We start from the raw sequence: 23,885 nt of genomic DNA, 5'->3' as shown, positions 1-23,885 counted from the left end.
GCTACCTCTCTATTGTTTCACTATTCCGATAAAAATACAATGTTTTTGACTAATAAGAAAAGTTCCTATTGAAAGATAGGTTCTTTTCTTATTAGTCTCCCTTCAATGCCTTTAACGGCAAAGAGGTTACATATCCAATATACGAGAATAATTCTTTAAAGAAAAATGGTATTTCTGTATCTAACGTTTTATATGCTGATGTCGGCGTTGGTGAAGCATACGCTTCAATATTAATATGTTTTGCGATTCTCATTGCGCGTTTCATATGAAGTGGATCACTTACAATCGTGTATGTGCGTATTCCGTTCTCTATTCCAACTTCCTTCGCATTCTTTAAATTTTCTTCAGTGAAAAGGGATTTTGTTTCAATTAAAATATCTTCCTCTTTTACACCTTGTTTCATTGCATATACTCTTGCAGTACGCGCTTCCTCAAGCTCTGCTTCGAACTTTGTACCACCTGTAAAAATAATCTTTTTAATATTTCCGTTCTTATATAAAGAAATCGCATGATTAATTCTTTCTTTAAATACAGGAGATGGTTTTCCATTCCATGAAGCTGCTCCTAGTACGATACCAGCATCCGTTTTCACGCTATCATCTGTTTTAAAACGATAACTCCAAATATCGTAAGCTGCATAACTTACATATAAAATAGCAGAACAAATCATTAGTAAAAATACTTGAAAGATTCGTCTTTTCTTACTCTTCTTATTTTCTTTCATTTGTAATTGCCTCCGTACATCATCCATACTTCTATAAAAAAACATTTGTATCAAATCGTTTTGTTTGAGTTTATTTAAAAGAAGGAACTTTACTTGTTATTTATGTATAAAAGGGTTTTCATTTAAAATTGAGGATTATCAATTCATTTTCATTTGCGGTTTTCATTACATGTTTTAAATTCATAAGTTTATTACCATACAACTACATTGTAACGAATTTTTTCTCAGAAGGGAACGATGAAACAAAAGGAATTAAAATAAAGTAGCATTTTGTAAGAAAAAAGGTATATTTTTTATGTCTTACGAACAATATACCTTTCAAAACACGAATTATAACTTTTCTTTATACAACTCTAATTTTTCTAACAATTGTTCTTTTACGCCTGGCCATTCACTCGAGACAATACTGTATACAACTGCATCTCTCACATAACCATTCGGTAATTTTCTTTCATTTCTAAGCACGCCCTCTTTTACTGCGCCTAACCTTTCGATTGCTCGTTGTGCTTTTTCATTTCTTGCATCCGTCTTAATTTGTACCCTGAGCATATGCAGTTTTTCAAAAGCATACTGTAGAAGCATATACTTACACTCTGTATTTATACTCGTACGCTGGACACTTGGATGATACCACGTTTGTCCTAACTCGACTGTTTTATCTTCTGCTGAAATATTATATAGACGTGTACTTCCTACAATCGCATTTGTCTGTTGATCCACTACAGCGAAAGGGATTTGCGTACCCTTTCCATAACCTTGTATCGCTTTCTGCACATATTGCTGCATATCTTGCACACTATCCATTTTAGAGATTAAATACGCCCAAATTTCCCGATTTCCTTCTACAACCGAAAACAAAGTTTCGACATCATTACTATCCATTAACCGTAACTTTACTCTTTCGTGAATGATTTCCATTTGTAATCCCCCTTTTTCTTAACTATATCATACAAAGCAACATTTAATTATATAGATATTAAATGTTAAATCCACTTTTAAATGCACTTACATTCAATTTTTAATAACTTCTCACATCATAATCAACCAAAAATCTCTAACAAATATCGTTTACATCTCATTGTATCAAGCTAAATTTATATTGGTTTCGTTTCATATGAAATTTTTCTTTTTCTAATGGTCTAATGTGCGTTCTTTAAAGATTTGCACAGCAAAAACGCTATTTTTTCTACAAATAGATTATTGTTTTTCATTTATGAATCAATTTTTCAGCTTGATAGTATGGATAAATATGGATTATAACCAAAAAATACTATATAATAATAAAGCGAAACTTTAATCAGTTAAAGTTTCACTGTTAATTAATATGGGTTAAATGGGAGGATATAAAAATGCTAGATCAAATTACTTGGGGAACACCAGGCAGCTTATTATGCTTAGGATTCTTTTTTGCGGGGTTAGGAATTTTCTTAAGAAGTATTACGTCATATACAAAAAACAAATAAAACATCAAAAAGGTATTTACTTGATAAAAATACTAAACAAAAGAATTCTTCCTTTTACAGAAGGATTCTTTTGTTTAGTTGTATCTTTTTAAAACTTAAAAGTAACAGTTACCACATGTATACTACTACTATTTTCAATTCTACTTTTTTATACCTGTCCCTTTTTCGTTACTCTATCTTTATAAAGTTAAAATGACTTTGATAATACTTTTCCTTTTAAAGCAACAAATAAGCAATCGGCGTAATGATAAGCAATGTTAATATCGTTCTTTGTACGTACAGAATAATAAGTTCTGATACTTTTAACGGAATATCTGTCGATAAAATACAAGGGATGGATGCTGAGAAAAACAATATAGATGATACCGAAACAACCGCAATGACAAACTTTGTCACAAGTGGTGCACTAACTACTAATAATGATGGTAAAAACATTTCCGCAATACCGACAGATGCCGCTTTAGCAGCTAAGTCTGCTTCTGGCAGTTGTAAAGCCCATGTAAAAGGATAAAAAATATAGCTGACCCAATCAAATATTGGTGTGAATTTCGCTAAGACGATACCAATTAATCCTACTGACATAATGGAAGGTAAAATTCCCATTGTCATAATAAACCCATCTTTTAAGTTCACTGCGATATTTTTTATAATACTCGGTGCAGATTTCGATACTTCTAGCGCATCTTCCCAAGCACGCTCTAACATTTTCTCTTTATAAACAGGCTCTGGGAACCCTTCTTTCGTTACATATGTATCTGGTTTTCTACTAAGGGGCGGGAGTCTTACGGTGATAGCAGTTACGATGAATGTTACAACGAGAGTAGTCCAAAAATAAACATTCCATAAATGCATAATGTCTAATGTTTTTGCGATGATGATCATAAATGTTGCCGATACTGTAGAAAAGCCTGTAGCGATAATGGCTGCTTCTTTTGTCGTATATTTTCCCTCTTTATAAACTCGGTTAGTAATGAGAAGTGCAAGCGAATAACTTCCAACGAAAGAAGCAACCGCATCAATTGCTGATCGTCCAGGTGTTTTCCATAACGGCCTCATAATCGGACGGCAAAACGTACCGATAAATTCAAGCAATCCATATCCGACTAATAATGCTAAAAAAGCCGAACCAATAGGAACGAGTAAACTTACCGATATAACTAGCTTCTCATATAAAAATGGCCCAACATCTGGCGCAAAGAACCAAGCTGGCCCTACTTTCAAACAATATAGTACACCGAAAACGACGCCAACTACTTTTAAAATAGAAAAACAAATGTCTACGAGGGATACATTCCATTTTTTCGTATAAAACGGATAAATCGCACCCATTATCATAACGAGTAGTGCGTAATAAGGTACGATGCTCGGAACCGAGGCTCTAATCCACGACACGATATGATCAATCATTATGGAAGAAGCACCGTTTATCGTAACCGGTACGAAAAACATAAACACTCCTACTAAACTAGCGAGTATAAACCGAAGAATAATGCTCTTCTCACTTCCTGTCTTAATTACATTCCTTTTTAATTCAATTTCACTCAAAATTCTACACCTCCTATTATCTAAATATTCTGTATAATTATATTAAATCCCTTCTTTTCATTTGAAAATTATACAAGCAATAATCTTACTTTTTTATTGTCAGTCTCCAAAAATTATCATATAATATCTTTCATACATGTTACATATACTCATTTTAAACATATATTTTGTAACTAAATTATTTCTTTTTTCAATTTACTCTTTAAATTAATCTACATAAAAATAGAAGGAGAATGGGAATTTGAAAACAATAAAAATAACTATGGCAAGTGCGTTGCTATTTGGTGCTATCATCGCTCCATCTAGCTCTCTAGCTGTGAGTGAAACTGTAACACAAAAAAATAATGCGCAGTTGGGGAATTACGAAGACGAAGATGATTACTACTATCAGTTTCCTGATGTTATTGGCTGGGCAAAGCCGTCCGTTGATTATTTAGTAAAGAAAAAAGTCTTATCTGGCTTACCAGACGGTACATTTGGACCTAATCTTGAAATTGATAGAGCTTCTGCCGCAATTATCATGGCAAAAATATTAAACTTACAAATAGACGCTTCAGCAAAACCATCATTTAAAGATTCTCAAGAACATTGGGCTACTCCTTATATTGCTGCAGTTGAAAAAGCTGGGATTATTAAAGGAGTCGGTAATGGTAATTTCGAGCCTTCTGGAAAACTAACAAGAGCGGCTATGGCTTCTATGCTTGTTCATTCATATAACTTAGACAAAAAAGCCACTGAAAAACTCCCTACTGTATTCCTAGATTTAAAAGGACACTGGAGTGAAAAATCGGCCAACCTTCTTGTTGCTCTTGGTATTTCACTAGGTTATGGTGGTAGTCATTGGTATCCAGATAAAACTATTACCCGTGCAGAAGCTGCAAGTTTAGTTGCTCGCACAGACCAATCGAAAGATAAAGAAATTAAATTAAAGCAAGTTACTATGAAACAACATTATTTTATTTATCCTGAAACCTCTCTTCATTCAGGTATACTTGCTGAATATGCTCCACAAACCGTTACTGTATTCGATGAATCTGAAAATGGATGGATTAAAATTGCTACGGATCATGGGTTAAAGTGGACACCATTAAAAGAGAAACAAGTATACATTGATAAAAACTTTGTTACCTTTGATAGACCGTCAAGAACAGGATACGTGGTTAGTAAATATCCCCCTCAAACTGTAACAGTCGTTGAAGAAAATAGCATCTGGTTAAAAATTCGCACTAGCGAAGGTCTTCAATGGATGAATCCATATTTAAAAGAGGGTGAGGGAAAAGAACTAACATATATACCAAGAACATTTTTCGCTTACGATAGCCCTAATTTTTCTTCTAAAATATCTGGAAAGTATGCTCCACAAGGTGGCATAGAAGAATTAGCTATGGGAGATGACGGATGGGTACAAATTCGTACAGATAAAGGACCAAAATGGATAAACATGTCTTATCTCTTACGTCCAAAGCTCCTCTTAAATGTTCCTGCCATTAATCAATTGCCGGAACTACAAAAAGGAAGTACAGTTGTTTCACTCCAAATGCTTTTAGAATACTATACAGGACGTTCATTAAATAAAGTAGACTTTGCTAATCAAATGCCATTTGATACAACTCGACGCCAGACTACAGGAGATGGGAAAATTTCAGTTTGGGGTGATCCAGACATCGGATTCGTTGGTGATGTAAGAGGAATAAATTATGGTTACTCTATTAACCCGGCACCATTGAAACAATTACTTGATAAACATGCAAGAGGTACAGATTTAACAGGACAGGATTTCTCTGTATTAGAAAGCTATGTACGTAATGGTAAACCCGTTGTAGCGTGGGTAGGAAACAAAATAACTGCTCCACAACTAGAACAAACTTGGAAAACACCTCAAGGTAAAACCGTAAATGGATACAGAAATGCACATACTATTATCATAACTGGTGTAGATGATCGTAACATTTATTATAATGACCCATTAGACGGTAAAAAAGATCAGCCAATGGTAAAATCCCGATTTGAGCACAGTTATAATCAAATGGGTAAAAAAGCTTTAAGTATTGATTAATCATATAAAAAAGCCTATTTTGATCGTATGATTCAAAATAGGCTTTTTTTATTACTTCCCATAATCATCAATAATTACTTGAATGACACGATGCGATTCTTCTGCCACTATCTTATTACTAACCTTATTCGCATCATACGTAATTAACGCCTTCCAAAGTGCCCATCCTCTCGCTCTATTCCACGTTTCTTCATCTATTTGCAGTACTTCTTTAAATATCTTTCTACTACTTTTATCAAAAAATGTCCATGACATCGCTGCATCACAAGCCGGATCCCCTACTCCTAAAATACCAAAATCAATGACGGCACAAAGCTTTCCGTCCTTAACGAGTAAGTTCCCTGGTGCAACATCCCCATGAATCCAAACTGGCTTACGCTCCCACGTTGACTGAAGTGCTAAATCCCAAAGATATTTTAATACTGTTTCATCAAAAACGTCCTTATTATTTTCGATAGCCCCTCTCGCTTCTTCATCGTATACAGATATTAGCCCGCCTCGGTAAAAATTATGTGCTCCAGCTACCGGTCCGTTACTCGCATCAATGGACTGCAATTCTACTAAAAATGCTCCTAAATCCGCTGCAAATTCATTTAAGTCACGAACGTTTTGTGTCGTAACTGTTTCTCCCTCTATCCACTTATTAATAGACCAAGACCATGGATACGATTCAGATGGACTTCCTTTCGCAAGTGGTGTAGAGATGGGTAAAGAAAGCTCCTTACTTAATATAGGTAGCCACTTATTTTCTTTCTCTACTTGCGGTGCATATGCTGCATCATTTGGCAACCTTACACTCATCTCATTCCCTAGGTGAAACGTTCTATTATCATGTCCACTAAACTTTACAGGCTTTACTTCTAAATGCGCCCATTCAGGAAACTGTTCCCCTATCAATCTTTGAACTAACTCAATATGAATTTGATTCATTCACTTATCCCCCTTTTCTTTTGAAATTTATTAAACCCATCTGTACTCCCAACATATTCAAAACCATTTTTCTTATAAAAATCATTCAACGTAAAATTATGTCCAACACAATCTAGTTTCAAAAATTCTTTATCACATTGCACATTCTCATCTACCCACTGTAAAATCCATTCTCCAATCCCATTCCCCTTATACTTCCGTTTCACCGCAAATCTATGAATATATAATGAATTAGAAACTTCCTCTTTACCAAAAATATATTCATCCCATTCATTTTGTTTAGGAGATACTGTAACTGTACCGATAATTTCATCTTCTTTCGTAGCCACATATGTATATTTCTCTCTTATACATTCTAGTATTTCAGCTGTAGCCTCTCCGCCTAACAGATACTGCCACTGATCCACTTCTTTATGTTGTAGCCACTGTGCTACTTCTTTTAATAGAGTAATAATGTTATCGCTTTCCTCTTCAGTAGCGGTTCGAATTGTATATTCTTTACTTATATTTCTCTCCATATTGCCGTTCCCCTTTCAAACCTTACTGCTCTCTTTATTAATTTACGTTTTATACATTATATACCAAAAATAATTATTACAACTTCAAAGTATCTATTTTACAACTTGTATTTCATCCAAAAACCGTCTCACTACTAGTGAAACGGTTTTAATTCCTTAAGCATTCACTTCGTCTTCACAAAATAATATAAAAACCATACCGCATGATTTTGTTCATCGGCAGCTATTCTGCGCAATAACTCTTTCAGATGTGCATCCGATGTCTCATCTGCAATTTCCAAATAAAAATCCACTGTCTTCTGTTCATCTTGTATTGCGAATTCTAATCCTTGTAAGTACGTATTCGGACATTCTTCTGTAATTTGTGGTTTTGGCTGCTGACCAGTTAAATTTGTATAGATCTGTACAAACTGATGAAAATGCTTTATTTCATCATTACGAATTTCAAGAATTTGATTTCGTTCCGCCGCATTTGGAGCCATATTAGCTAATTTCGCATAGCAATTTATAGCACTAAACTCTCCATTAATTGCTTTCTCAATATCACGAATCAGCTTATCATTCTGCCTATACCAATCATAATAATTCGAACTATACATCGTATCCCCTCCATTATTTCACATAACATTTTATGCAATTTGAAATAGTAGGAGCATGTATACAAAATGAATCATAAATACGAACTCTCCATTTCCCTATAGACTAATAATCATTTCACCACAAAAAGAACGCTTCACTACGAGTGAAACGTTCTTTTTTCTAAGCTTTTAATTCTGTTTTATGTTCCTTTATTGCACTACGTTTGAAAGCAGTCGCTAAAATAATAACCATACTTACCGCACCAATCCACACAAGCACAGTAAGGGGTGTACTCCAGCTAAATCCTTTTCCAAAGAAGAAGATTTCTCTAAGTCCTTCAATCATAAATTTCATTGGTAACCATGAGTAAACCCAGTCTTGATAAAATGGCGACAACATTTCAGGTGCTAGTGATAATAACGGTGCCCCAAAGAATAGTAAAAGTGCAAATAAACCAATTCCCTTTAGTCCAACTAATGAAAGTACCGCCGATATCATTAAGAAGAAACTAAACGATGTAATAGATAAAAACAGTGCCGTATCAGTGAAGTTTGAAATATTTAGTCCTACCACTCCATCCGCAATCCATGTAAGACCGAACCCAATTACAAGTGCGGCAATTGCGCCTGTTATGATTTGCTTTAGTTTTAATAAAAAGTTCTCGTTTCTTGTACGAATCGGCATTTTATTTATCGCAATAAAGATAATCGCTGCACTCGCTAAACTTGCGATCCATAACGGCTGGAATAATGAAATTGGCGAGTTACCGTTCGCACTATTTTTGCCGATTTCATTTACATTTGTTACTTTTTTCGTAATCGGTGTTACTATATTTAAAACTTGATCTGCTGTTAATGTAGCCCCTTTTGCTTTCAATCCTTCTAATATTTGTGCACGGACATTATTGTTCATATTATCAACGATCGCATTTAACATTTGTCCTGCCATAGTTGATGCTGCTGTATTCATTCCTTGATTTATGAATATTTCTACCTCTGGCAAAGACGGCTTTGGTGTTCGTAGTGATGCCTTCTTTGTACTAAAGTCTTTCGGAATGACTAATGCTGCGTAATACTCTTGATTATTTAAACCTTTTTGCACGGATTCCTTATTTTTTACTTCTACCCACTTTACCGCAGGTTCTTCCTCTGATTTTGATGTCTTTTTCATATTATCAACAATTGTTTGCCCCATGTTCATTTTCGGTTGATTCGGAATTTCTACTCCTTGATCCTCATTTACAATTGCGATTGGTAAATTTTTCGGCTGAGGTTGAACGGTTGGAAATAATGTTAATGAAAAAATAAATACAACAAGTAGTGCAAGAACCGGTGATAACAATAAAAGTTTATTTTTAAACATTTTCTTTTCTCCTCCTTACATTTAATTTATAATAACCAACAACGTGTTGTTTATTTATATTTTGAATTATATGTTCGAGTTGAACCTTATACAATAATCAAAAATCGTGAATGTGTCGGTTATAAGACACTTTCTTGAAATGTGTTGGCTAAAATTAAGGAGGGACATGCTTTGCGCGATAGTAATTTAGATTTACGTGTTGTTCGTACGAAAACTGCCATACGAAATGCATTGGTGGAATTAATTGAAGAAAAAGGTTTTGACGCCATTACAGTGAAAGATATTACAACGAAAGCAAACATTAATCGCGGTACTTTCTATGCGCACTATCAAGATAAATTTGATTTAATGACAAAATGCCAAGAAAACATTATGTATGAGTTTTCTAGCATTGCCAAAAAGAGATTCCCAGAAGTAATTGCGGATCTCGGATCGAATCCTTCTCCAACAATGCCCTTTCTACTCATCACTTCTATTCTTGAATTTCTAAATGAAAATAGTGATTTTATGAAAGCTGTATTAAGCCCAAAAGGAGATTTATCTTTTCAAACAAAGTTGAAAGACTTTATGTGGAAAACATTATTTGAAGATACGAATGGTGCTCTCATTAATAAGGAGAATTTACTTGTTCCAAGCCAATACTTAACTTCTTATATGGCATCCGCTCATATAGGTGTCATCCAGCAATGGTTAAATAGTGGCCAAAAAGAAACACCTGAGGAAATTGCTCGTATTTTATCAACAATCGCAGTTCATGGACCTTTTTATGCAGCTGGTTTAAAGAAATAAGCCCGCTTGCTTAGTAATTTCTATTATTTTATTAATAACTTGAAATTTATGTTTCTGTAAAAAAGCTGTTGAAAGGACTCCCCTTCAACAGCTTCTACATTATTAACGATATAAACGAACTGCACCTGCAGAGTTATCATCTGCTTGTCCAACTACTTCAAATTTCAATCCAAATTTCGGTACTTTACGTCCTGCATCTGGGATTAAGTCGTTCATATATGCTTTAGAATCATCAAATTTCGTTACACCTGGTAATCCTTTGTAATCATATGTTCCGCGTGTTGGAGATACAACTTTCCATGCTGGCGTTTGGTTAAAGGAGAACGCAGCATCTGCGATTTGGAATCTTGTACTATTTTTAACAGTTGGTTTTCCGTTTAGCGTTCCAACAATTGCCTCTGGGTGAGAGTCAACAACTCCTAAGAAACCTTCACCTGGATGTAAACCAACCCAATTATCTGTAAAGCTAGAGTCTGCATACCATACAAGAAGACCTGTATTATACGGTACACCACTGCTATATTTTAACGCTTGATCAGCACCAGCATAGTTTCTCCACTCTAAATAGTAGTTATGCTTCTTCTTATCAAAACCGTCTGCTACAACGAAACCATCTAATTTAAATTTCGTTTCGCCTTCTGCATCATCAGAGAACACAACATTTTCATCTACAGTTAATGTAGCATTATCAAAAGTAAAACCGGTCGGCGCTAAACCACCATCTGTAATGTATTCGAATACTAATTTTACTTTTTGACCTTTGAATTTGCTTAAATCATAAGACTTATCTACCCATTTACCATCTGTTGTGTCTAGACCATTTTTTACATTCTTTTCACCAATTCGATCCACTAACGTTTTCGTACCATCTTCTTTCACTGCATGTACTTCAAGGAAATCATAATCCGTTTCAATTTCATACATTGATTTGTAATCAAACTTCGCATTTGTTGCATTTGTTAAATCAAATACTGGCGTTTCTAATGTTGTATGAAGATTATCACCTTTTGTACTATAGTAGTACTTCTTACCGAATGCAGGCTGAATACCTTTTACTTCTTTATCTGGTAAGTTAACACGAATCAGTCCAGGACGATTTGATTTCGTCACACTTTGATCTAAATACGTCGCATAACCGATACCGCGATTTAATTTATTATAGTCAACCTCTACAATATTGGCCCAGTTCCCGCCCATGTTCTTTTGAAAGAACTCTTTGTTTTGGGGAGAAAAACTCGGTGGTGTTGTTCCTGCAATTTTACCAGCCCAGCTACCGCCACTCATAACAGACCAAGAGTTAATTGGCTCACCCGCTCCTGTGTACTTCGTATCATACTCATCTGGAAGACCTAAATCATGACCAAATTCATGTGCGAATACACCAACTGCTCCGTCTTCTGGCTCAATTGTGTAGTCGTATGCTGCCATTTTACCGCCCCAGTTATCAACTTTTGCTTTTGTTCCTTCAATTGGATATGGTGTTCCAAGGTGCCAACGATGTGACCAAATTGCATCATCACCTAGTCTACCACCGCCTCCATCTTGCCCAACTCCAGCGTGAATAACCATTAAGTGATCAATCAGACCATCTGGTTCATTTTTATTACCATCACCATTATTGTCATATTGATCATATTCGTCAAATTCAGATAAATCAATACCACTTTCTACAGCCGCATTTAATGCCTCTTTTACAAAATCACGTGGCCCTTTTGGTCCCATATTATCATGACCGCCATCTCCTGCATCTGCGCCATAATCTGCCGCATTACCAGGAACTGTCAACCACTTTGTTACTGTCCCATCTACTGTATAACTACCACCAGATTGCTCTTCATAATATTGTTTAAATGTTGGTACTTTTGAACCATCAAAGAGTGTATATGGCTCATTACCAAATAACATTTTTTGATAATGTTCTGGATTAAAATCATTTGAATACATATAACCTGGTACTTGATCAATATTGTTATGCTTAAAGTCAGCAAACTCTACTAGCAATACAAGAACTTTATCTTTACGAACATCACCGTTATATTGTTTTTGCTTCGCTGAAGTAGTTGGTACTTTGCCGTTTAATCCCCCTTTAACCGGCTCCTGTCCAACTACCGGGCCACTAGCAGGTTGATCTGCTTTTTCTTTCTCATTTGCTTTTGCATCTTTGACTTTTTTCAAAAAGTCAGCAGCTTCTCTCGTAACACTATCCCCCGCTGCTGGTTCTTTTCCAGCATTTTCACCTTTTTTCTTCTCTACGTATTTTTCAACAGCTTTTAATGTGTCTTCTTTCGACGTAGATTCACTAATTACACCGCGGTTCTTGAGCGCATCTGCTAAACGCTCCTCTTGAATTAAATTTTCATCAATTGGACTTAAAGTTCCTGCATTAGACGGCGTTGCCGCATAAGCAGATTGACCCCCATACCCAAATGTGCAACTAAGCACAGCTGCCGCCGCAAACGTAGACAGCACTTTAAAAGGCTTTTTCTTCATCCCTATTCCTCCCCAATATTAAATACGATACAATGTTTATATATTATAGAAAATTCAGATAATTAACAATATATTGTCTTGATTTGTAATATTTTTGAAAAAATCCTTTATTTTAGATGAACATACATTCTGATTCATCAATGTTTCAGGAAATATTGATGAAAGTTGATAAAAATATTAAAATCTCTGTATATCATATGCTCCTTTTTATTTCAGTCTTCCGTTTCAATAAAAATCATAAAGAAATCGTCCACTAAATATAGTGGACGATTTCTTTATTTATCTAAAATACAACTACAGCACTTCAATATACCCTTCTGTTCCATGTACTCGAATTCGTTGCCCATCTTTTATTAATTTCGTAGCATTCTCTACCCCAACAACTGCTGGCAATCCATATTCACGTGCAATAACTGCCCCGTGCGTCATAAGTCCGCCGACTTCAGTGACTAATCCTTTTATAGATACAAATAATGGTGTCCAACCAGGGTCAGTAAAAGCAGTAACTAATATATCTCCCTCTTCTAAATTCGCATCTTCCATGTTTAAAATAACGCGAGCCCTTCCCTCAATAACTCCAGAAGAAACAGGCAGACCTACAATCGCGTCAGCTGGGAGGTTTTCCCGTTTATATTTACCTGTAATGATTTCTCCATCAGACGTCATTACACGCGGAGGTGTTAGTTTTTCATATAATTTGTAATCATTTTTTTGTTTATGAATAAGCTCGTAATCTAGTTTATTCGTGCGGACGACTTCGTGAAGCTCTTCAAAAGTTAGGTAGTATATATCATTGATTTCATGAATGACACCGCTTTGCACAAGTTGCTCAGCTTCTTTCAATAACGCCTGCTTATATATGAAATAACGATTAATCATGCCGTATTTCGGGTATTCACGATAACCGATAAAATTACGGATGTTACGAATCATTCGTTTCGTTTCTTCTATTTTTTGTTTACCATCCGGCAAATGCTGCAATCGATCTAATAATTCTTCTTCTTTTTTCAAAGCTTCCTGCAGTCCTTCTTCAAACTTCCGCTTACTAGCACCAGCTTCAAAATCTCTTATGTTATTTAAAATCATTGGGATAATTGTAGTTGGCTTTTCACTCCAACGCATTTTCGTAATGTCAATTTCTCCGCTGCATCTCATTCCGTATTTATTTAGAAAAGCATCAATCGCCTCTCGAGCTTTTTCCCCGCCTTTAAACTGAACTAATTCATCTAAAAAGTTGTCATCTTCTACATGTTGTAAATACGCAATAACTTCTTCGTACGGCCGAATCACATCAGCAACATCGAGTAATGCTAAGCCCATTTCCGACGTAATATTGTTTTGTACCGATTGAGAAAGCGTGTCTGCTGCATTCTTTTCACCTAACCATTGTTCCATTTTTTCATTGATCCATGTTGAAGCATTCATACCCGCCATAATGACCGCCATGCTTTGCGGATGAAATAATATTTTCTTTAATTGCTGAATATCTTCAAAAATAAAATCAAGTACATCCACCCCTGATTTCGTTTGCATGTTTCGTTTTAACTCTTCGATTGATGCTTGACTCATCTTTATTAAATCCGTAACGATTGCCGGATTGTTTTCGACTCCTGGTTGTGAGCTTACAGGTGACCCACTTTTATCAACACTCTTTCCTGCTTCAACATCCGGTAACAATTTAATAAAATCATCTCGCTCGACTACAGTCGTTAATGCATCTTTAATAAGCGGTTCCGAATTCCCTATCGTATTTAATAAAAGTTCTCTACTTGTTGGCGAAGCCAATCTTTGTGCAACATCAACAAACAACCTTCCCCCAGCATGAAACCTCGGTCCAAAAGATGTTAACTGGAATAAAGACATTCCTAATGGCTTCAAAGGATCTGTCATCATTTGCTGATGACCAACCGATACATACACATGATTTTCCCCATCATTTGCTTCTGGAATTGGATATAAAGTCGTGATTGGGCGACTTTGGACAATATAAAATGTATCCCCAGCTAAACACCATTCAATATCTTGCGGACAACCAAAATAAGCTTCAATCTGTCTTCCAATCTGTGCGAGTTGTAATATTTGTTGTTCAGATAATGTTTGAATCTTTTGCTGAGCTGAATTAATCTGTTTCGTCTCTGTTCCTCCCTCTTTTAAGGCGTAGATAGCTACTTTTTTAGTTGAAATCACCTTATCGACGATTTTCCCCTCTTTTACTTTATAATTATCAGCAGAGACGAGTCCTGATACTAATGCCTCGCCAAGTCCAAAACTGGCATCGATTGATAACATCTTTCGGTTAGAAGTAACCGGATCAGCAGTAAATAAAATGCCTGAAGCCTCAGGGAAAACCATTTTTTGAACAACAACACATATAGAAACTTGATTATGTTCAAAACCATTTTGCATACGGTATATGACTGCTCGCTCTGTAAATAAAGAAGCCCAGCACTTTCTTACATGCTGCAAAATTGCTTCTTCTCCGATAATATTTAAATACGTATCTTGTTGACCAGCGAACGAGGCATACGGTAAATCTTCAGCCGTAGCACTAGAACGCACGGCATACGCATGTTCATTTCCAAAACATGAGAGATAATGAGCTATCGCTTCCACTACATCAGAAGGAATTTCTACTGCCATAATGACTTCTCTAATCTTCTTACTAATTTCACCAATTTGAGCTTGGTCTTCACGTTTCAACTTTGTTAGCTGCTGTAACAAAGTTTGAAGATCTTCATTTTGCTCGATAGCCTTTTCATATCCTACCGTTGTAACACAAAAACCTTCTGGTACTTGTATACCTGGAATGTTTGATAACTCCCCTAAATTCAAACCTTTTCCACCAACGAGTGAAAGCTGTGTTTTTTCTATTTCCTGAAAATCGAGAACGAAAGAACTCATATAACATCTCTCCTTATTTTGCATGTGTTCTTGATTGTAGCAGTAGTACATGAGAATAAACAGTCTATTTCGAACTTGATTTACATGATATAATTAAGTTAGGAAGAGATTAAAAAATGCCATTAATTATCACACACAATTCTTACCTCAACAAATGGTATATAACCCGAAATACGCTTTAGTTTATCCTCCTGTGAGCCTTTTCACAGGAGGTTTTATACATACATATATTATTTATAATTAATCAGTTCTCCTATTTTTCAAAATCATATTCTATGTCATAGTAACACTTTTTAGAATTTATATATACCTTCTAATTTTTCTAAAAAAAGGATGATTGTATTGGAAATGAAAGAGCTTCAAGGAGTTTATGATGATGTTATTAGTTTAGGACAAAATTGTTATACTGCTATTCATCTGAAAAAATATAGGCTGCGGAAATATTCAGGTCCTCTAGATTGGTTTGAATCACCGAATCTTTCTTCTATCAACAAATTATTGAAAAATAATTTTATAGACTTTATGGATTTAAAAAACATGCACGCAATGCCGGATCAAAATATTGTGTTTAATGATGGCGTGATACAACCTGTTTTTTCTCATATTATAAAAGACACAAAATATAACGTAACATCCTATCATGATTTCCCTGTTATTCCGAATGAAGATTGGTTCATCACATACCATGATTTTAAACAAAAATTAGATCGAAGAATTGATAATTTTTACGAAAAAATTCATAATTCACAATCCATTTTATTTGTTAGATGGGGCGGAAACTTGACTGAAGCGCTAGAATTACAAACAGTTTTATCAAATATTGTTAAAAATAATTTTAAGATTCTTTTACTCTATCCAACAGGACTTGAAAATGAAATAAACGAATTAGAATGGGGGCTAGATCATGTGTTTCCCATTCAAGTTTCAAGTAATTATCAAAATAAAAGAACTTGGCATGTCCTCTTAAAAGATATACACTTACACTCAAAAAAATAGTATAAACTACGACTTTAAAATCAATATTCTTTGTTTACATTTTATATAAATTGACATATCTCCCCCTTAATTCTAAGACTAAATTATTGTTTTTTGTAATCCCCCACTCATTCTTTTCTCAAATGCTTCAAAATGGATTTTCAAAATTAGGGAACTATAATGTTGTATAACATATATTAAGGGGGATAAAAAGTGGACAATGAAATGAATTATGGAAGTGATTACAAGTTTATTCCGGCAACTTCAATTGAAAGTGGGCATGGCCTCGAAGTATTGCCTGATTTATTTTGTTACACAATTCAAATCGTCAACATCTGTTTTGTTGGACATCCGCATACCAATAATTTTGTTTTAGTTGATGCTGGAATGCCTAAATGTGCAAATGAAATTATCTCTGTCACTGAGAAGCGATTTGGTACAAATAGTCACCCAAAAGCAATTATTTTAACTCATGGGCATTTTGATCATATTGGGGGAATAATTGAACTCATCAAGTATTGGGATGTTCCAGTCTATGCACATCAAATGGAAATACCGTTCCTGACTGGACAACAAAGCTATCCTGAACCAGATCCAACAGTTGAAGGTGGTATGGTAGCGAAAATGTCGCCTCTGTTCCCTAACGAACCGATTGATTTAGGAAATAGCGTAAAAGTACTACCTGCAGATGGAACTGTTCCTCATATGCCAGAGTTTAGATGGGTTCATACACCAGGACATACTCCAGGGCATATTTCATTATTCCGAGAAAAAGATCGAACTTTAATTGCTGGGGACGCTTTTGTTACAGTGAAGCAGGAATATCTATATAAAGTATTTACTCAGGAACAGGAAATCAGCGGACCACCTCGTTATTTAACAACAGATTGGAACGCTGCTAAAGAATCCGTTATTAAACTAGCAAAGTTAAAGCCTCTAGTCGCTATTACTGGACATGGGGTACCGATGTCAGGTGAATTGCTATCAACAAGCCTCAAAACACTCGTTCAAGAGTTTGATGAAATTGCTGTACCTGATTACGGAAAATATATAGATAAAAAGATGCATTAAACGCGAAAATACTTTATTTATTTTTATATTAACGAATCAAAATATAATACAAAATCAAAACACCAAAAAATATTAAGTTTCATTTGAAAAAACATTGCACTTAGGCAACATCTCTATTATAAGAATGGAACTACCCTTTGTGAATAAAGCTCGATATTCCGCAAATACTATCCATAGTATAAGCCTGCTTCTTACCCAGGTTGTACTTCTTACCATTAAAGGGTGATTAAAACGGGTTACGCTATATAAAAGCATAATCCGTTTTTAATGAAATATTTTATTCCATATACGTTTGAAAAATGGAGGAAAATGATGAAACATATTGTTGCTTTATTAATTAAATACACAGCGATAACTGCAGTATTACTAGTCATACTTAGTATCTTTAAAGGCATTTCAATTCCTAGAGTATTACTCATTTCTCTTTTCCTTACAGGAGCTGCCTATTTAATCGGAGACCTCTTCATTTTACCTAAATACGGAAACATGATTGCTACAATGGCAGATTTCGGATTAAGCTTTTTCGGCACTTGGTTATTAACATCCTTGTTTACTAATTTAGATGCTACTCGTAATATTGGACTTTCTTCATTTATAGCCGCTTTAATTATTGGTGGAACAGAAGTTTTCTTCCATATTTATATGAAGAGGCTAGTGCTACGTAACGACGATGAATTAACAAATCACAATCATATTCAACATGATAAATATGCTATGGAAATGTCAGATGAATATATAGATTCTTCCACAATAAATAAATCCAAGCTTGAGGATACATCTAAAAAATAAAAAAGTGGCCAACGCCACTTTTTTATTTTTGTTTATTACGCTTGATCAGAATTTCTTACATGTAATGGAGGTGGAACTACCCATCCCTTTTTCTTACTTAAACGTAGCAGCGTTACACCTGCCTGCGCTTTTTTCATATGAAATTGTCCAAATAACATGCCTACATCTTCTCGAAGACATTTTCCCATCACTTGACTACATGTCACAAGTCCAGCTGCTAATCCTGTAGAAACAGCTGCAGCAATTTCAGCATCATTAATACGTGCTCCAGGAGGAATGTCTTCGATAGATGCAACTGGTCGTTCTGGAGGAGCAGGCGGTAAAGCGACCCCATTAATTTTTAAAAGAGCTTTTAATTCTTCTATTTCCGAATTCATATCATTTTCAATTAAGCCTTCTAAAAACTTTTTCAAATCTTCGTCACCTGTGTGATTCATAAATACTTGATGGCTTGCAATTGCCCCCTGTGCAGCAAGGAGATAACTCCAAATATCAAATACTTCTCCGTAATGTAAAGGTTCATTTTGAGGATTTCCACTTAATATACCCATTTTTAAATTCCTACCTTTCGAAAATATCATAATAAATATTGATTTCAATATTGAAATCAAATTTTTAAGTATACTTTTTCCTGCAAAAGATTTTCTACTATGCATGGAAAACACCTTTCCAACACTGCGTGTTTATTGTTTAGGAAAGTAGTTTACAAATTAAATACCCAAAGATTATGAAAGAAGATTATCAATAATCTTTGAGTGAGAATTCATTTACTATAAGGGTTTGTTTTTATACATTCACAAAAGAAATTGATTTATATATCTGCTATATTGTATGCCAATTTACTTAGCGGTTAGCTCTACCACCAAGTTGCTGTTCAGCCATTGCTACTAAACGTTTTGTAATTTCACCACCAACAGATCCATTTGAACGAGCTGTTGCGTCTGCACCAAGTTGTACACCAAACTCTTGTGCAATCTCATATTTCATTTGATCAAGTGCATTCTCGGCACCTCGAACTAACAATTCATTACGACTTCCATTATTTTTATTTGTCATATCGTTTCACCTCCAATGTTTTTAATATGCTTCAAATTATGAAATAATAATTATCCTTTTTGTGGGAATTAGATTATGAATAAATATTGAGTTTCTTCTTAAAATAGGGCAGAAGACACAAGAAAGAAGAGTTGTTATAACATACTGTCATAACAACACTATGTATAGACTCCTCTTTACTAAAGATTTCTGTTTTGCCAAGAGATACATATAAATTATGAAAAATGATTCCTAAGGAGACATGAGATGAAAGCTGTAACCTATCAAGGTCCAAACCAAGTACAAGTTAAACAGGTGGATGATGCAAAGTTAGAGAAAAAAGATGATATTATTGTAAAAATTACTTCAACTGCTATTTGCGGTTCTGATTTACATTTATATCAAGGCAACATGCCTTTACCTCCAGGGTACATTATTGGTCATGAGCCAATGGGAATTGTTGAAGAAGTTGGTCCAGATGTTACTAAAGTAAAAAAAGGAGACCGTGTTGTAATCCCCTTTAACGTTGCTTGTGGACATTGTTTCTATTGCCAACATGAAATGGAAAGTCAATGTGATAACTCGAACCCTCATTACGATTCTGGTGGATACTTTGGTTACACAGAGAAATTTGGTAATCATCCAGGCGGACAAGCTGAATATTTGAAAGTTCCTTTTGGAAATTTCACTCCATTTGTTATACCAGAATCATGCGAACTTGAAGATGAATCCCTACTATTTTTATCAGATGTTTTACCAACAGCCTATTGGAGTGTAATAAACGCAGGTGTTAAGCGAGGTGATACTGTTATCGTTCTTGGTTGTGGCCCTGTTGGATTAATGACACAAAAATTTGCCTGGATGCAAGGTGCTAAACGTGTAATTGCAGTGGATTACTTAGATTATCGGATGAATTATGCAAAAAAGATTAACAATGTTGAGGTATTTGAGTTTACAAAATCCCCCGATATGGGAGAACATTTAAAGGAAATTACACATGGTGGTGCCGATGTAGTCATTGATTGCGTAGGGATGGATGGAAAAAAATCGCCTCTAGAATTTCTGGAACAAAAATTGAAATTACAAGGCGGAACTCTCGGCCCTATTCAAATAGCTACGAAAGCCGTAAGAAAATATGGAACGGTTCAAATGACCGGCGTTTATGGCGGCAACTATAATGCCTTCCCACTCGGTGCATTTTGGGTTAGAAATATTAATCTTAAAATGGGACAAGCACCTGTCATTCATTTTATGCCGGAACTATTTGAAAAAATAACAAATAAAGAATTTGATCCAAAAGAGATTATTACGCACAAAATCCCCCTTGAAGAAGCGAGCTACGGTTATCAAATTTTCAATAATCGTGAAGATGATTGTATAAAAGTCATTTTAAAACCTTAAAGATACAATGTATTATTCTTAATGAAAAGATAAGATTACACTCCGTAATCTTATCTTTTTTATTAAATTTTAAGTATCTATTCTCCCATTTTCATCTCACATCGAAAATAGTTATTTCCAAAAACTTTGCATTTTGAGATAGTAATTAACTGGTAAAAAAATGAATTTTAGTATTAACTAACCAATTAGGATAGAAAATGGTGCCTATGATACTTATATTTTCGTTTTATTCCACCAGCTTCTATAGTTAATTGATTAAGTGTATCTGGAAGCGTATATCGATATAACTCTTCGACATATACAGACAATCTTGTTTTGGAAGTATTACATGATTTGTATGATATTGTAACAAGACTTGTATCGTTTCCCGCTTCTCCATGTCTTGTTGCGTTTGTCATTTCCTCTTGTAAACAGCGATAGAAAGTTCTATACAGTTTTGTTTAATAACACTACATTCTGTATGGTTTCTTAAAAAATTTCAGTAAAAGAATATATTAATTTTGAAGTGTACAAATAGGGAGAGTGACTTCAACTATAGTCCCCTTATTCATTTCACTCTCAATAAATATCTTTCCCTGATGTGTTTCAATGATTTTATAACAGATCATTAACCCTAAGCCAATCCCCTCTTCTTTAATACTATAAAAAGGTTCTCCGAGGTATGGTATACGTTCTTTTGGAATCCCACACCCTTGATCGATAAAACGAATGCTTACTTGATTATTATCAAGTATATTTAATTGAATGAGAATTTCCCCTCCCATCGGCATAGATTCAATTGCATTTTTTAATATATTAACAAATACTTGTTTTAATTGATTTCCTTCACATGAAATCAATGGAATACCAGGGTTAAGATCAATTCTAAATTTTATATTATGCATCATTGCTTGAGGTTGTAGTAGCATTAAAACTTGATCCATTAGCACACTAATGTCATTAGGCTGTATTTTTACCACCTGTGGTTTGGCTACCGCCATAAATTCAGTTGTAATGCTCTCTATACGCTCAATCTCTGATGATACTATATTAATATAACCCTGATTATTCTCATTTTCCGTTGATTTTAGTAATTGCATGAACCCTTTCATTGCAGTTAATGGATTATTAATCTCATGAGCCATTGCAGTCGCTAATTGTCCTACAACAGCAAGTTTTTCAGATTTTCGTAATAATTCTTCTGTTTTTAGCCGTTCAGTGATATCACGAGAAATACTTAGGAAAACCTTTTTACCATTTAAGTTAAAAACACGAACACTAAACTCAGTTGTTATTACTTTTCCTGTTGGAAAAACATATTCATCTTGCAAAGTGAAGGAAGTTTTTCCCTTTTTAATTTTTTCTAATAACCTTACGATCATTTGAGAATCTTGTGGTACTATATTTGAAAATGATAATGAGAGCAACTCTTCTCTACTATATCCAAATCTTATACACCCAACAGGGTTTACCTCAATAAATCGACTTGGAGCATTATCTTCATTCAGCTCTACTACATATACCGCATCAGTTGCTTGTTCAATTAGTGCACGATACTTCATTTCACTATCTCTTAATTGCTGGTGTAATCGATGCCGTTCTCTTTCTGCTTGTTTTCTTTCAGAGATGTCTCTGCATATCGCTGATAAAGCTATCACATTTCCTCTTACATCTAGTATAGGAGAAACTGTCAGACTGATATCAAGAAGACTCCCATCGCTCCGTTGTCTAACAGTTTCTAATCTAGTAACTACCGATTCACCTGTTAGAATTTTCTGAATATTTTTAAGCGATTCTTCCATTAAAAAATCTGGTACACAAGGTAATCTCTTACCTATGATTTCTTGTGATGACCACCCAAATATCTTTTCATAAGCTTTATTGGCTTGTAAAATATGCCCTTCTCGATCAGAAATGGTAATAGCATCTAGATTGTGCTTTATAAATGATTCCAATAATTCTTTGGTAGCGCTTAATTCTGATTCTACCTTTTTCCTTTCGGTTATATCAACTGTAGAACCAACAACTTCAATAACTTTTCCATTTCGTTTAATCGGCCTAAGCGCAATAAGAATAATAGTTTTATCATTTGGCCAAGGTAATTCAAATATAATTTCTTTTCCTTCCCATGCCTGAAGATAGTACTTCATCAATTGTGGAACTAAATGTGGAGGAATAATAGAAGCATCAATAGTACGTAAGCTTTTTCCTACCACCTGTTCAGAATAAAATCCGTTTTGATAATAAAACTGTCCATCACATAAAGTGTGTATAAAGTGCTTACCCACTTTTTTAAATTTAAAAATTCCTCCTTGAAGCTCATGTACGGTATCTGCAAGTTCTTGCTTCGATTTTTTTAATTCTCGATTCATTTTAGATAAGTCCTGTGTTAAATAATACAATCTCTGGTAGGCTTCCATAAGAAATAGCCCAATTAAAAGTCCTAACGCTATATATAATAAGCCTCCTGTGTAAAGTAATGTAGTATTAAATAACATGCCAACTAACCACTTTATTCCAATAAAAATAGAAAAATAGAAAGATGCACTTTTAAAAGGATGTAGTTTTTTAAAATAAGTTTTAAAAGTAGAAAATAGAATCCCCATACCTAAATAAGCAATCACAGGAGGTTCCCAATACCCTCCAATGTAAAAGATACGCATTACAATTATACTAATTAACGTAATCCAACCAGCAATACGACCAAAGTAAATAAAAGATAGAATAAGAGGAACAACTCGAAGATCGTAGGAAAATCCCATGTATGGAAAAGAAAAGAACATTAACGTAACTGCAATAATCCCTCCATAGAGCTTTTCGAAATATCGACTAGAATTAATTGTAAACACTTGAATAAATATTGCTGCGCTAACTAATAAAGAAAAAATAGAAAGGTTGATGAAATAATCTTTAATAATCATGTAATGTCCCTCCTTGCATTAAGTGTATTCGACAAAAAAGCTAAAAATCCTACAAATTGTATAAACAGTTCAAATGCATAAATTTTAAACTAGGATAAAATCTAGAAAAGTAAATAAGGGGCACAGCAGATGAGATATTTTAATGAAAAATAGTTCAAAAAAGATAATAGTAACCGTTGATACTATTATCTTTTTTCTTTAAGTTATCGTAATATGTCTGAAACTCTAAGGGACGTGGTATGTCGTTTCATCGAACAATCATTATGCGCTAAGTTCATGAATATAGAAATTTCATCTGAAACTTCCGAAAAATAACACAAAAAACAAAACTATCTTTAAAACTAGAAAAAGCCTATA

Annotated in this window: 19 protein-coding genes; 6 read left to right on the top strand and 13 right to left on the bottom strand. The window is 34.6% G+C overall.

The window, feature by feature from the left end; genetic code table 11:
* Positions 1-91 precede the first annotated feature (91 nt).
* The 3 genes from DN390_RS08550 to DN390_RS08540 all read right to left on the bottom strand — a co-directional run bounded on the left by DN390_RS08550 (position 92) and on the right by DN390_RS08540 (position 3,732).
* Positions 92-724, bottom strand: a complete 633-nt coding sequence (locus tag DN390_RS08550; protein ID WP_000662223.1) for a YdcF family protein — start codon at positions 722-724, stop codon at positions 92-94.
* Positions 725-1,054: 330 nt separating this feature from the next.
* Positions 1,055-1,642, bottom strand: a complete 588-nt coding sequence (locus DN390_RS08545) for a GNAT family N-acetyltransferase (protein ID WP_097950292.1) — start codon at positions 1,640-1,642, stop codon at positions 1,055-1,057.
* Between the two features lie 761 nt (positions 1,643-2,403).
* Positions 2,404-3,732, bottom strand: coding sequence for a YjiH family protein (locus DN390_RS08540; RefSeq protein WP_060631408.1), 1,329 nt, complete (start codon positions 3,730-3,732; stop codon positions 2,404-2,406).
* A gap of 241 nt (positions 3,733-3,973) precedes the next feature.
* On the opposite strand from DN390_RS08540, the gene DN390_RS08535 reads away from it, so the two are divergent.
* Positions 3,974-5,788, top strand: coding sequence for an S-layer homology domain-containing protein (locus DN390_RS08535; protein ID WP_097950294.1), 1,815 nt, complete (start codon positions 3,974-3,976; stop codon positions 5,786-5,788).
* 51 nt (positions 5,789-5,839) lie between these two features.
* On the opposite strand, the gene DN390_RS08530 is transcribed toward DN390_RS08535, so the two are convergent.
* The 4 genes from DN390_RS08530 to DN390_RS08515 all read right to left on the bottom strand — a co-directional run bounded on the left by DN390_RS08530 (position 5,840) and on the right by DN390_RS08515 (position 9,177).
* Positions 5,840-6,718, bottom strand: a complete 879-nt coding sequence (locus tag DN390_RS08530) for an aminoglycoside phosphotransferase family protein (protein WP_147807134.1) — start codon at positions 6,716-6,718, stop codon at positions 5,840-5,842.
* Entirely contained in the window at positions 6,715-7,236 is a 522-nt protein-coding gene (locus DN390_RS08525) for a GNAT family N-acetyltransferase (protein WP_097950296.1), read from the bottom strand. The genes DN390_RS08530 and DN390_RS08525 overlap by 4 nt, the downstream gene beginning before the upstream one ends.
* Before the next feature lie 164 nt (positions 7,237-7,400).
* Positions 7,401-7,835, bottom strand: coding sequence for a ferritin-like domain-containing protein (locus tag DN390_RS08520; RefSeq protein WP_098609126.1), 435 nt, complete (start codon positions 7,833-7,835; stop codon positions 7,401-7,403).
* A 160-nt stretch (positions 7,836-7,995) separates the two neighbouring features.
* Positions 7,996-9,177: a YhgE/Pip domain-containing protein gene (locus DN390_RS08515; protein ID WP_147807133.1), complete on the bottom strand. Its 1,182-nt coding sequence runs from the start codon at positions 9,175-9,177 to the stop codon at positions 7,996-7,998.
* A 171-nt stretch (positions 9,178-9,348) separates the two neighbouring features.
* Here DN390_RS08515 and DN390_RS08510 point away from each other — a divergent pair, with 171 nt between their 5' ends.
* Positions 9,349-9,966 (top strand): TetR/AcrR family transcriptional regulator, encoded by a 618-nt coding sequence (locus DN390_RS08510; protein ID WP_304521080.1) that lies wholly within the window; start codon positions 9,349-9,351, stop codon positions 9,964-9,966.
* A 102-nt stretch (positions 9,967-10,068) separates the two neighbouring features.
* On the opposite strand, the gene DN390_RS08505 is transcribed toward DN390_RS08510, so the two are convergent.
* A complete protein-coding gene (locus DN390_RS08505; protein ID WP_147807131.1) occupies positions 10,069-12,456 on the bottom strand; it encodes an immune inhibitor A domain-containing protein in 2,388 nt (795 codons plus the stop codon).
* 294 nt (positions 12,457-12,750) lie between these two features.
* Entirely contained in the window at positions 12,751-15,357 is a 2,607-nt protein-coding gene (gene ppsA, locus DN390_RS08500; RefSeq protein ID WP_147807130.1) for a phosphoenolpyruvate synthase, read from the bottom strand.
* A gap of 333 nt (positions 15,358-15,690) precedes the next feature.
* On the opposite strand from ppsA, the gene DN390_RS08495 reads away from it, so the two are divergent.
* The 3 genes from DN390_RS08495 (at position 15,691) to DN390_RS08485 (ending at position 18,192) form a co-directional block, all read left to right on the top strand.
* Positions 15,691-16,353: a DUF1796 family putative cysteine peptidase gene (locus DN390_RS08495; RefSeq protein WP_098288901.1), complete on the top strand. Its 663-nt coding sequence runs from the start codon at positions 15,691-15,693 to the stop codon at positions 16,351-16,353.
* Positions 16,354-16,545: 192 nt separating this feature from the next.
* The gene (locus tag DN390_RS08490; protein ID WP_147807129.1) at positions 16,546-17,403 is read left to right on the top strand and encodes an MBL fold metallo-hydrolase; all 858 of its coding nucleotides are present in this window, start codon (positions 16,546-16,548) and stop codon (positions 17,401-17,403) included.
* A gap of 312 nt (positions 17,404-17,715) precedes the next feature.
* Positions 17,716-18,192, top strand: coding sequence for a YndM family protein (locus DN390_RS08485; protein WP_141531705.1), 477 nt, complete (start codon positions 17,716-17,718; stop codon positions 18,190-18,192).
* Positions 18,193-18,227: 35 nt separating this feature from the next.
* Here the strand turns inward: DN390_RS08485 and DN390_RS08480 are convergent, their stop codons facing one another.
* Positions 18,228-18,743, bottom strand: coding sequence for a DUF3231 family protein (locus DN390_RS08480; protein WP_098288938.1), 516 nt, complete (start codon positions 18,741-18,743; stop codon positions 18,228-18,230).
* A 292-nt stretch (positions 18,744-19,035) separates the two neighbouring features.
* Complete coding sequence (locus DN390_RS08475) at positions 19,036-19,248, bottom strand: alpha/beta-type small acid-soluble spore protein (RefSeq protein ID WP_147807128.1); 213 nt, start codon at positions 19,246-19,248, stop codon at positions 19,036-19,038.
* A 246-nt stretch (positions 19,249-19,494) separates the two neighbouring features.
* On the opposite strand from DN390_RS08475, the gene DN390_RS08470 reads away from it, so the two are divergent.
* Complete coding sequence (locus DN390_RS08470; RefSeq protein ID WP_147807127.1) at positions 19,495-20,628, top strand: zinc-dependent alcohol dehydrogenase; 1,134 nt, start codon at positions 19,495-19,497, stop codon at positions 20,626-20,628.
* A gap of 185 nt (positions 20,629-20,813) precedes the next feature.
* On the opposite strand, the gene DN390_RS30600 is transcribed toward DN390_RS08470, so the two are convergent.
* Positions 20,814-21,026, bottom strand: a complete 213-nt coding sequence (locus DN390_RS30600; protein WP_088116017.1) for a hypothetical protein — start codon at positions 21,024-21,026, stop codon at positions 20,814-20,816.
* A gap of 96 nt (positions 21,027-21,122) precedes the next feature.
* Positions 21,123-23,528, bottom strand: a complete 2,406-nt coding sequence (locus DN390_RS08465; RefSeq protein ID WP_147807126.1) for a PAS domain S-box protein — start codon at positions 23,526-23,528, stop codon at positions 21,123-21,125.
* Positions 23,529-23,885 lie beyond the last annotated feature (357 nt).

Source organism: Bacillus sp. SH7-1 (assembly GCF_008042405.1).
Taxonomy (GTDB): Bacteria; Bacillota; Bacilli; order Bacillales; family Bacillaceae_G; genus Bacillus_A; species Bacillus_A thuringiensis_N.
This window is presented reverse-complemented; position numbering and strand designations above follow the sequence as displayed.